The organism is Bacteroides difficilis (genome assembly GCF_048319815.1).
GTDB classification, from domain to species: Bacteria; Bacteroidota; Bacteroidia; order Bacteroidales; family Bacteroidaceae; genus Bacteroides; species Bacteroides zhangwenhongii.
On the sequence record NZ_CP182814.1, the window covers coordinates 5,531,237 to 5,543,573 of the forward strand.

7 protein-coding genes are annotated in these 12,337 nt (G+C 37.8%); all 7 read right to left on the reverse strand.

The features are described from left to right. Nucleotides 1–54: 54 nt before the first annotated feature. The 7 genes from ACNOGP_RS21745 to ACNOGP_RS21775 all read right to left on the reverse strand — a co-directional run bounded on the left by ACNOGP_RS21745 (nt 55) and on the right by ACNOGP_RS21775 (nt 12,333). Nucleotides 55–1,851: a metallophosphoesterase family protein gene (locus ACNOGP_RS21745; protein WP_418213711.1), complete on the reverse strand. Its 1,797-nt coding sequence runs from the start codon at nt 1,849–1,851 to the stop codon at nt 55–57. Nucleotides 1,852–1,856: 5 nt separating this feature from the next. Beyond that, the gene (locus ACNOGP_RS21750; protein WP_418213712.1) at nt 1,857–2,795 is read right to left on the reverse strand and encodes an alpha/beta hydrolase fold domain-containing protein; all 939 of its coding nucleotides are present in this window, start codon (nt 2,793–2,795) and stop codon (nt 1,857–1,859) included. A 25-nt stretch (nt 2,796–2,820) separates the two neighbouring features. Further along, a complete protein-coding gene (locus ACNOGP_RS21755; protein WP_418213713.1) occupies nt 2,821–4,407 on the reverse strand; it encodes a GxGYxYP domain-containing protein in 1,587 nt (528 codons plus the stop codon). A 162-nt stretch (nt 4,408–4,569) separates the two neighbouring features. After that, entirely contained in the window at nt 4,570–7,707 is a 3,138-nt protein-coding gene (locus tag ACNOGP_RS21760; protein WP_418213714.1) for a GH92 family glycosyl hydrolase, read from the reverse strand. 16 nt (nt 7,708–7,723) lie between these two features. Next, complete coding sequence (locus tag ACNOGP_RS21765) at nt 7,724–9,508, reverse strand: GxGYxYP domain-containing protein (RefSeq protein WP_418213715.1); 1,785 nt, start codon at nt 9,506–9,508, stop codon at nt 7,724–7,726. 4 nt (nt 9,509–9,512) lie between these two features. Continuing rightward, nucleotides 9,513–10,913, reverse strand: coding sequence for a sulfatase (locus ACNOGP_RS21770; protein ID WP_418213716.1), 1,401 nt, complete (start codon nt 10,911–10,913; stop codon nt 9,513–9,515). 7 nt (nt 10,914–10,920) lie between these two features. After that, nucleotides 10,921–12,333, reverse strand: a complete 1,413-nt coding sequence (locus tag ACNOGP_RS21775) for a sulfatase (protein ID WP_418213717.1) — start codon at nt 12,331–12,333, stop codon at nt 10,921–10,923. Nucleotides 12,334–12,337: the final 4 nt, after the last annotated feature.

Consider the following 12,337-nt stretch of genomic DNA (forward strand, 5'->3'; position numbering starts at 1 on the left):
TTCGATAGAATTTCACTTTAATACATTTTCTACAAAAATCATCCGTATAAAACATTATCTTTTACTTCCTAACCGTTTTTGCTTCTTTATTATTGCCTCACTAACCTGTCTTCCAAAATCTGTTTGAAATGCATGTTCATAATTCACAGGCATACCGTCAATGGTCATAGGCGAATTTTTACTATCTCGAAGTGATACGTTAGAGTAGTTCACAAAACTTTCAGAACCAGCTTCCTTATTAGCCCAAGCTGCCAACCCAAGATATACTCTATCTATATTCATCTTAGCAAAAGCACCTTTCTTCCCTACAGCGATGTCATATATCTCTGCCAAATTAATATCAATAGGCATCCATTTACCCGCTTTCTCAGGTATATCCATAAAGACTATTTTCCTGTCTTTTGCTAAATCGATCAGATAAGACCATTTAGCAGGTGTACCATGCATTTCATAATCCATTGCTCTTGGGATAAAAGTAGCATTATATTCATACTGGCGTCCCCAGCGAAAGAAAAAAGTACAACAATGACCATTCTTATTCATACCTACAATTCTTATAAAGCCACCACCATTTTGAGGCAACTTCTCAAAATAAAGTTCCGTTTTAAATCGCGGGGTACTCATGCCTTTTACATCTACAATCTGGTAAATTTCATTAAATTCATCATTCCCCCATAAATCCGGTTGTGGTGCGCGCACTCCAATAGTAGCACAATTATGTCCTGCAACTTTACTAGATTCTACAACAAAAGCTTTAAAATAATCTCCTTGATAACGATACACTTTATTCCATCCCTCCAATCCATCTTTAAAGTTGCCATTTACCAAAAAAGGTATAGATTCCCGTTCCGGCATATTATAAAACCAGCGTGGTTCTGTTGATTCATCAATCACCTCAAATGTATCAGGAAACTTATAAGGTTTAGGATTGCCTGCTAAATGTCCATAAAGAGTAAACTTGTCACCTTTCACATCAACTGTCATATAATAACCTCCTGTCTTATCACCCGAACGATATTCTGGAAATTCATCCTGAAAAGGACGAGTAAGAATACCGGAAGGAACCGTTACAAAGGTAATACCTCGATAAATTTTAGTCAGTTTTACAGCAGGATGAATGCCATTATGAATATGTCCATTAAAAAAATACTTCACATTACCATGTTCTGACAAAATATTCATCAACTCTTGCCTACGGTTACGTGAAGGCGTATACCATTCCAATTGAGTCAAACCTAACGGAATAGCATGAAAATGCTGAAACACAGCTGTAGGTTTATCCTTGTTTGCAACAAGATCGGCTTTCAACCACTGAGTGAATCCATCAACATATTCCTTAAATCCAGGTTGTTGCATTAAAGAATGATTAGTATCTATTTGACTAGGAGTTATAATAAAATGCCAATTACCGGCATCAAACGAATAATACATATCACTGATACCTGTCATTTTTTCACTATACTCTCTATATTCCGTATAAGGAAATTTACTGTCGTGATTACCATGAACCAAAAACAAAGGAGTGTTCAAGTTTTTAACACATTCCGTAAAATTAGCTAATGAACGAGGCTCAAAACTATTTACAATATCTCCCATGGAAATAGTAAATGCCACCTTTTTCTCACTTTCACTAATTTCTTTTGAAATCAACTCCAATTGTTGCCACGCATTTACAAAAGCCTGCTTCTTATAAGCGCGTGATGCTACTTGCGGATCACCAATTATTGCAAACGTGAATTTTTTTTCTTTCACCAAATGTTTACTATCTATAGCCTTTATGGCCTCTACACGAGTAACTAATCCCCAAATTAGCAAAAAGAAAAACAACCAATTCTGTTTCATATTTTCCATATAAATCAATATATTTTTAGATACTTAATAAAAAATTCAGGAACAATCATAGGATCATTCAATCCATATTCTGGAGCATTCGGAGTACATGCACGGCAATCGACCCGACATTCTTTTCCTTTTTCATAAAGCATCTTCGCAAACAATGGATGATGGACCATTTGCCCGAACTCTGTAGGAGGTATAGTTCCTTTGGCATTATTAAATACAAGGAAAGGAGGATCATCAGGAGTTATCATTGAAATTATATCCAAATCTTTACGCATCTGAAATCCACGCGGCGTATCTTTGTCATTGATAGATTTCAATCCAAGCCATTTTGGAGTCCAATTATCATGAAGCTGTTTCATTAATGGAGAATCTTCAGAAATATTCAAAAGTGCCGGCCATGTAAAAGTATCATAAGTACTTTGTACAGCCACTCCGCATGCTGCCTGTAACCGGGAAGATTCTCGTAATACTGGATCGTCTGATTCCGCGTCTGCTAATTCATCATGAAAAGCAATCCACAAAGTAGCGCCAGCACCGGCAGAACCTCCCCACATACCTATATGCTGCTTATCGATATTCCACTCCTTAGAACGACTTCTCAAATATTGTACCGCACGCCTAACATCACCAATGCTAGCCAAAGCTCCATCTTTTTCTCCTTTACAATAACGATAGTTGACAGAAACAACCGATATACCATTAGCCAACATTTTTTTAAGGTAAGTCATGTTCAACTTCTCTTTGGAGCCACCAGAGAAACCACCACCATGCACATAAATTACAAGTGGAGTCGGTACGTCTGACTTTGCAATCCATAAATCCAGAACATTACGTTCATGCAGACCATATTTAATATCGGCATAGGTGGGATGAACAGTGTAAGTTTTAGGAGGTTTTGCCCAAGTAATACATACCATTCCTAAAAAAACAAGTAATAAAAAATACTTCTTCACAATAATTTCAATTTTATTTATTCCATTATTTTTGTGCTTCTCTGTATAACTTATCAAAATGATTTAAAGTTACAAACACGTATCCTTCTTTCTCTAAAATTTCTTGCACCTTCGCTAAACGTCTCGGGCCATAAAACCATGAATAGAACATAGCTTGAATAAAATTACCACCTGCACTATTGCGACGTATTTCATTCACCATATATTCTACCGCAAAATCATCCTTTTTCTCATCCAAAGGTTCATAAGCTTTATTGAAACCATGCACATTTCCACTCGGCCACCTAGTTATCGTATGGTGATAAGACACATTCCCCTCCAATATACCATGACTATTCCCTGCATCATATCCATTTACTTTATGCATACCCAACACGAATGACTTCATTACCGGTACATACTTCACAATTGTATCCAACAATTGTAAATCGGTCCCCGAAAGCATTTTTTTAGGATGTGTATAAAGAGCCAACACATCCAGGTCCATTTTTTTCATATTGTCCGATGTGAGTTTGAAATACTCTCGTACTGTCTTTTCCGGATCGCTAGTTTTCGAACCATATCCTTCAAATGGATAACAATACCCCGCTCCAGAAATAGAATTGAAAAAGAAATTGTTTTCCGAAGCTGAATCATAGTAATATTTAGTCAAAGCTGGATACAAATATTGCATCAGCGGATTGATACCATAGCTCACAGGTACCTTCTCTCGATTTGGCTGCTCCCACTGATAAGACCTAAACTTGGTGAGCATATATCCCGGAGCATCTCCACTTTCAGTCATAACCAATGCTACATATTTCTTACTTTTGTCATACTTGGGGCAAGGCTTATTACGCACCTTTGTCTGTTTATATTGATATCCGGCAACTTTTACTCCGGAATGAAAAGAATAATTGCCTACATGCGTACTCACTGTCGTGAATTTGGCATACTCACCAGCTAGTTTTACTCCAGGAAATTCTTGATATCCTACCTTGTTACCATCTATATCCCTAGCAGGCCAAAAGCCAAGAACCGGAATATTATCCGGCATTATTTGATATAGTTTCAATACCCTCTCTTCATATTCTTTAGAATAATCAATATCTTTTTTCCCTGGCAACCAAAAGGTAGGAATTTTAAAAGCAATCAGATAATCCCGAAAGATATTATTCATAGAATGATTGTTAGCAACAGACATTGCTTGATGATTTTGTTTAGGGAATACATTCGCCATATACCAATCAATAGCCTCTACATCATCCTTAAGATTCAACTGCCGAAGGTCAAACACATTAGTTTTCTTTCCCATAATTTCCAATACACTATCCAGCAAATTTTCGGCAACCATTATACGGTCCTCTACAGACGCTAAGTTGGAAGCTAAATTTACCATATACGTCTTTTCTGGATCAAATACGACCAATCCTCTGGGAACTTTCTTATATAAAGAGACTAATTCACCAAGTTTTGTAATCTCCCGCACACGCTTCACATATTTATGCTCTCGATAAAAATCCAAAATACCCGTTTGGCTTCTATGGAGCAAGTATATTTGAGGACATTGTCGATTTACTAATCCCTGTAAAGAATAAGCGACTAACCTCTCTGCCTCTGTCAATTTATCCATTCTTAACACATCAATTTTGGAGGAGCTTTGTGGAGACATTGGAAACAGGTCACTATTCGGTAAACGTCCGTTCTGAGCATAGTTTTTGTGTGGGAATATTATTCCCACACAAAGTAAAATCAATATTACAAATTTAACTCTCATTATTTCTAATACTTAGACTCATTGAACACCCCATTTTTTATTAGGCTTGTTACCCATTTTTAGAATGAGTTCTCCGCCTTTCAACAATTCAGAGGCCGGAAAACTGAAAGATTTCAAAGTCTTTCCATTCAACATAGCACTCTGTACATACTTATTCTCACGAGAAGCTCCATCAGCACGAATTACAAACTTATCACCACGTCCATATCGCTTGCCTAAATCAATTTCTATCTTTTCATAAAGCGGACTTGCGATTTCATATGTAGGATTAACAGCACAACCACCGTCCATCTGGAACAATCCCATAGCTGCCATCAACAACCAAGCACTCATCTGCCCCTGATCTTCATCACCCAAATAAGCATTAGCCTTTCCCCAGCCATAATATCTGTCGATAATAGCCCTACTCCATTTCTGGGTCAACCAAGGTTTCCCCACATGATTAAATATAAATGCCATATGCATAGTCTGCTGATTACCTTGAATCACAGGAAAATCCCAATATTGGTCATTAGGAGCATTATAACGGACACTATAACTTTTCTCAAATCCTTCATCTAAACGATCGGTAAAACGCTTTTTACCTACCCATTTTGCCAATGCAGGTATATCCTGCGGGACGAAATAAGACATCTGCCATGCATTTGCTTCCACATATTGCCTATCCACATTACTACCTATTGGATCAAAAGGTTCCAACCACTCTCCATTGCTCTTCCGCACATGGCAATAACCGTTCTTAGGATTCACCGCATTCCTCCACCAATATCCACGCTCATTAAACAGCTCATAATCTTGCTGTTTACCCAACGATTTTGCCAATTGTCCTACTGTCCAGTTATCGTACGAATACTCCATTGAATTAGAAAAACGCCCCTTGTCCATCGGAACAAATCCATGTTCCAAATACGCTTCCAAATCACGGTTACCAGCTACTCCCCCTGCCACTTTTTGTGAAGGAGTTGTCTGCATCTTCTTGCATGCTTCAAATGCTTTTTCTACATCAAAGTCTCGTATTCCCATCTGATAAGCACCCACAATCAAAGGTATCTCATGTTCAGCTACCATAACAGGAATATATTCCATTCCGGCAGGACCTTTAGCCAGCCAACCATTGGCATCATACATAGCCAATTGTGAACGTACCCACCTTCCACTCCATTCCGGTGTAACCAAATTCCAAAATTGGTTCAAATTCCAAAATGTATTCCAAAAAGCATCACACCCTAATGCCACATCCTCCTTGGGATTCGGTAGTTTACGTTTTTTCTCATCTGCAGAAATCCATTCACCATTAACATCACTCCAAGTATTGCGGCTACAAATTGCCCTATACATATTACTATAAAAACGAATTTTCTCTGAACGATCATTGGTTGTAATTTTCACCCGATTAAAAATATCATTCCAAACATCTATCTGATTCTGGCATACCGCATCATAGTTCCAACCAAAAGGTGTAGAAATTTCTGTCTGCAAATTTTCAGCTGCATTTGTTATACTAACTAATGAAATACCAGTACGTACCTGGACAACTTGGTCGGATGAAGTATCAAATTCGGCAAACGCTCCTGCATCTTTCAAATTCTTAGCTTGCAACAAATCGTTTTTAGGTGAAATATTCAACTCATTATCCAGCCATCCTCCAAAACGTTTAATAGGCTTATCAAACTCTATGACAAAATGTACTGTATATTCTTGGTCACCATCCTTATACCATACACTTTTCGACAATTGATGTGCGAAACCCTCAATACGATAATCACTCACTTTTTTCAATTGTACTTCGGGGAGGATATATTTATATTCAGCCGGAATATGCAAATCTATCAAAACTCTTGAATTCTCTCTATCTTTCGGGAAAGTATAACGTTGAAAACTACAACGTGTAGTAGCCGTTACTTCCGCATTAATTCCGTAATCTTCCAAAAATATTTTATAATGTCCTATTGGAGCCTCTTCCGTATCACGGTTTACTCGTGAACGATAACCGGAGTTTGGATCGGTTTGATCTCCTACATGGTAAATTAGCTTTCCATTGGTAGCCAGCATACCGAGCCCTGCCATTGTCCATTCGTGAATATGACTGAAACAGCCTATGCTCTCAAAACTATATTGATATCCGGCCTGCCATCCTTTATTTTGATTATCGGGACTCATTTTCACCATACTAAAAGGCATCCATGGTCCCGGAGCGATCATCCAACGTGAATGAGCCGTACCAATACGCGTATCTACATAATTAGCCAGAGTTTGTTCTTTTTGAGGAGTACGTTCTATTTTACCCTCTCTAACGACCTTACCATCAATAGCCACCGAATAATTACTTTGAATAAGATGAGTCACAGCAGGCATAGGAGCTTCTAAAATATATCTTCCAGCCTCAATCTTTTGCGAAAGGATTTCCTCACCATCCAACATTACAGATAATCGGGGCATACCTTCTAAATGTTCTACATCCACTAATAGAGGTTGAATTCTCTTATTATTCTCGGCTCTCAAAGTATAATTTGCAGCCTCAATACCTCTAACAAAACCCTTGTCCGGTATTTCCAATACCACATTATCCGGTCCTTCCAAGCGCACTTGATCAAAGATAAGCCACGAACCTTCTATCGAATTAAAATTAATACAGTTTCCACCTTCTTTAATCACACCTTCAGGAATTTCATACCGCAATATCTGTTCTTTCAATCTATTGACCTCCCCATCAATGCTATTATCACTGCCACCGGCCGCTAAACGAAAATTTTGCCACTTTCCATTCACTTTCATTTTCAGCAGAGGAGGATTAGAGTGCGAACAATCCAGCAAGTCAACCACCAATGTCCATTTACCCGGTTCCATTTTTTTTACGCCAAACAGTATATTGATATCATGTGTACGCCATCCTGAGGTTCCCCAAGTCCCTCCCCATGTATCTGCCGGTCCAGGCAATGTTGCTGGGAACTTTGCCTTCAAATTGGAGTGATTCACTAAATAATAGGTATCTTCATAACCGAAATCTTCATACACAAAACGTTTGTAGTTATCCGGGCCCAATGCAAATTCTTTTGAAGAATTGTCCGCCATTCCTATCTGGAAGACGTCTTTCGCCTCTGCTATATATCCTCCTGCAAGGCAAACAGCAAGCAGATAATAATTCAACTTATTCATAAATGTTAGTTATTAGTTAGTTATCAGTTTTCCACAATCTATATAAATAATCAAATTCATTCAAAGTAACGAATACATACCCCTCTTTTTCTAATTGTTCCTTTACCGCATACAATCTTCTTGGTCCATAAGTCCAGGAATAGAACATCGCTTGAATAAACTGACCATTTGTTGAAGCTTTTTTTATCTCACCAATCAAATAATCAACAGCTTTCTTATCATAGTTTCTATTATCCCATTCCGTAACAGGTAGTTCTTCCTCTAAATGCAATAAATTCGTAATCGTATAATGCCAACTTGCATTCTGGTTAATCATGGCATGGCTATTATTAGCATCAAATCCTTTTACATGATGCATTCCCAAAATAAAGGACTTGATCGATGGAGCCACTTTAGCAATATGATTCAATAGATTTCGATCTTTATTATCCAAAAATTTAGCAGGATGTGTATATAATCCCAACATATCCAAATCCATTTGCTTCATATTATTCTCAGTTTGCTTGAAATATGAATCTATCGTTTTTTGAGGGTTACATGTACGAGAACCATAGCCTTCAAACGGATAACAATATCCTGCACCCGAAATAGAGCAAAAGAAAAAATTATTTTCAGTAGCTGTATCATATAAATATCTTAATTGCGCCGGTAACAAATACTGCATAGAAGGATTTATTCCATAGCTAACCGGTACATCACCCCTATGTTCCTGATCCCATTGTCTTTCCCAAAACAAGCCCTGCATATACCCTATAGCATCTCCACTTTCAATCATAATCAAGGCTACATACTTCTTTTGAGGATCATAAGTATGCATTTTTTTCTTCCTGACTTTAGTCTGTTCATACTTATCACTCCAGGGTTTCAGCCCCGAATGAAACGAATAATTACCAAAGAAATCGTTCACCACAGTAAACTTTCCATACTGTCCAGCCATACCTACACCCTGGTATTCAGAATATCCATATGTTTTTCCATTATAGGTAGACGGCCAAAATCCTAAAACAGGGATATTAGTTGGTGTATTTTCAAGCATCTTAAAGAGCTTCTTCTCGTAATTGGCATCATAATCGGCATCCGCTTTGCCCGGCAACCAAAATACAGGTATCTTAAAAGCTATAGCATAATCTCTGTACACATTGTGATGAGGTACATTAGAGCCAAGAGCCAGCACTTCTTTATTTTGCTTAGGAAATATATTCTTAATATACCAATCGTGCATTTCGACTAACGAATTCAAACCCAGTGTGCGTAAGTCTAAGATATCAACATTCGTCCCAAACGAATTTTTCACATAGTCAATCTTGTCTATAGGGATCATTAATCTGTTTTCGACACCCGAAATATTCGTAGCCAAATCTATTTGATGGAAATCATCGGGATCGTATGCTACAAATCCATCAAAATATTGTATAAACTGCTTAGCCACTTTCCAGATATTAGTCTCGATCGTTTCGTTAGGCATATACCCATTACTCTTATAAAAGTTATATGCAGTTCTATCTCCCGGTTGAAGTATATAAATACAAACCTTTTCTCTGTTGACCAATCCTTGCAAAGAATAAGCAGTTACTTTCTCCGCTTCAGACCATCTGATTGTGTTAATTACAGCCACATTACTCGCGACATTTTTTGACATCGGAAAGAATTTGACTTTTCCCAATGGAACAGAATCATCTGTATCTGGAGTTTCCACGCTATCTTCTTCTTTACAGCCTTTTTCTTCAGAGTTAGCACATGCTAACGGTAATGATATCAATAATAGAAGTATGATAACAATATTTGTATTCCAGTTTTTCATTCAATTACTTTTTATTTAGTTTTCCATTCCTTGCCACATACATAGTATAGCCAGAATAGCAATAATCATTCATCTCTTCCATCCATTTTAACATTTTCGCACGCATATCAACCAATACGTTTCTATATTGAGGATCATCTGCCAAATTATGCAAAGCATATGGATCGTGTTCATAATCATAAAGTTCTTCCGGGGCACGTTTCAAGAAAAACTCTTTCCTTAAACGAACACTATCTGTTTCTGCCTTACCAAACATTTTGTGAGCATTATTGTCTGCCACAAAATTAATTTCACGCTGGTTTTCCCATGCTCTCCATTCATTATAAATATACCCCCACTTCTGGTCATGATAAGCACGCTGCTCAGTAGGCATAAAATGATCACGATGATAAACCACATTCACATGAGTACGTTCCGGTTGTTTTTTTCCTTCCAACAATGGATAAAAAGAAAAACCATCCATACCTTCCACTTTTCCAACATGAGCCATATCCAAAATAGTAGGCATCATATCAATGCCACAAATAAAATGAGTAGAATCGACCGATGAAGACTTACCTGGAATTCTTATTAATAATGGAGTCTTGTGAGACTGCAGATAGCAGCTTCCCTTCGCAAAAGGAAGAGCAGCCCCATTATCGGACGCAAAAATAACAATCGTATTTTCACGCTTACCTAACGAGTCGACCATATAAAGCATACGCCCCACAATATCGTCCAAACGTTTTACCGAACTATAATAATGTGCTAATTCATCGCGTGTTTCGGGTAAATCCATCAAATAACCGGGAACATTCACCTCATCAGGAGAATAAATACGAGAAGGTTTAGGAGCATTCTTAAAATCTTTCGAAGTGCCATAGAACGGACGATGAGGATCGGCACAATTAGCTATGATAAAAAATGGCTGATGTCTTTTTTCCGATTCATTCATGCTTCTAACTAACAGTTTCTCAAATTCCGTTGCATTTCTACCCGAACCAGTAACGTGAGGTACGCAATCATCCCAATGCTCCTCTGTAATAGGAGCAAAATGAGTTCCTTTACCATACAAAGCTGTATAATATCCACCTCGTCTCATCTCCTTACCTAACATCGGATTTTCATTAGATATAGGATTAAAACCCACTGTGCCATTATGGTGAGGATACCGACCTGTTATCCAAGAAGAACGTGACGGCTGGCTGATAGATGCAGTCACAAATGCACAATGAAATTGCATTGATTCAGAAGCCAAACGATCTATATTGGGAGAGATGTTTGGTGTAGAATTACCATTATACCCTAAAGATTCATACCCCAAATCATCGGCAGTAATAAATAAGATATTCGGTTGTGACTGTTGTGCATTGACGCTAGCTGCAGCAAGTGTCAGAAAAGGGATTAATTGTATGTTTTTATTCATCGTAATCTTATTTTTTGATTCTATTTTGTCTTTCTTCTCTCTTTTTTTGAGCAACATACATATTATAGCCGGAACCACAATAGTCATTAGTTGCCTCCATCCAATTATGCATTTTATCACGCATATTCCAAAGGATTTTCCGATATTTAGGATCTTCAGCCAAATTATGCAAAGCAAATGGATCGTTTTCGTAATCGTACAATTCTTCCGGAGCACGCTTCAAATAAAACTCTTTTCTAGCACGAACACTATCAGCTTCTGCCCGACCAAACATACCCACATTATTATCAGCTACAAAATTAATATCACGATGATTTTCCCAAGCTCTCCATTCGTTATAAATATACCCCCATTTCTTGTCATGATAAGCACGTTGTTCAGTAGGTACAAAATGGTCACGATGGTAAACCACATTCACATGAGTACGCTCCGGCTGTTTTTTTCCTTCCAACAATGGATAAAAAGAAAAACCATCCATACCTTCCACTTTTCCAACATGAGCCATATCCAAAATAGTAGGCATCATGTCAATGCCACAAATAAAATGAGTAGTATCAACAGACGAAGATTTATTTGGTATTCTTATCAATAAAGGGGTTTTGTGAGACTGTAAATAACAACTTCCTTTTGCAAAAGGAATAGCAGCCCCATTATCAGATGCAAAAATAATGATCGTATTTTCACGTTTACCTAATGAGTCCACCACATGAAGCATACGTCCCACAATATCGTCCAAACGTTTTACCGAACTATAATAATGTGCTAATTCATCGCGTGTTTCGGGTAAATCCATCAAATAACCGGGAACATTCACCTCATCAGGAGAATAAATACGAGAAGGTTTAGGAGCATTCTTAAAATCTTTCGAAGTGCCATAGAACGGACGATGAGGATCGGCACAATTAGCTATGATAAAAAATGGCTGATGTCTTTTTTCCGATTCATTCATGCTTCTAACTAACAGTTTCTCAAATTCCGTTGCATTTCTACCCGAACCAGTAACGTGAGGTACGCAATCATCCCAATGCTCCTCTGTAATAGGAGCAAAATGAGTTCCTTTACCATACAAAGCTGTATAATATCCACCTCGTCTCATCTCCTTACCTAACATCGGATTTTCATTAGATATAGGATTAAAACCCACTGTGCCATTATGGTGAGGATACCGACCTGTTATCCAAGAAGAACGTGACGGCTGGCTGATAGATGCAGTCACAAATGCACAATGAAATTGCATTGATTCAGAAGCCAAACGATCTATATTGGGAGAGATGTTTGGTGTAGAATTACCATTATACCCTAAAGATTCATACCCCAAATCATCGGCAGTAATAAATAAGATATTCGGTTGTGACTGTTGTGCATTGACGCTAGCTGCAGCAAGTGTCAGAAAAGGGATTAATTGTATGTTTTTATTCATCGTA

Coding starts and splice junctions, on each gene's coding strand:
- ACNOGP_RS21745 (WP_418213711.1), bottom strand. CDS start 1,851: ATGGAAAATATGAAACAGAATTGGTTGTTTTTCTTTTTGCTAATTTGG.
- ACNOGP_RS21755 (WP_418213713.1), bottom strand. CDS start 4,407: ATGGATAAATTGACAGAGGCAGAGAGGTTAGTCGCTTATTCTTTACAG.
- ACNOGP_RS21760 (WP_418213714.1), bottom strand. CDS start 7,707: ATGAATAAGTTGAATTATTATCTGCTTGCTGTTTGCCTTGCAGGAGGA.
- ACNOGP_RS21765 (WP_418213715.1), bottom strand. CDS start 9,508: ATGAAAAACTGGAATACAAATATTGTTATCATACTTCTATTATTGATA.
- ACNOGP_RS21770 (WP_418213716.1), bottom strand. CDS start 10,913: ATGAATAAAAACATACAATTAATCCCTTTTCTGACACTTGCTGCAGCT.
- ACNOGP_RS21775 (WP_418213717.1), bottom strand. CDS start 12,333: ATGAATAAAAACATACAATTAATCCCTTTTCTGACACTTGCTGCAGCT.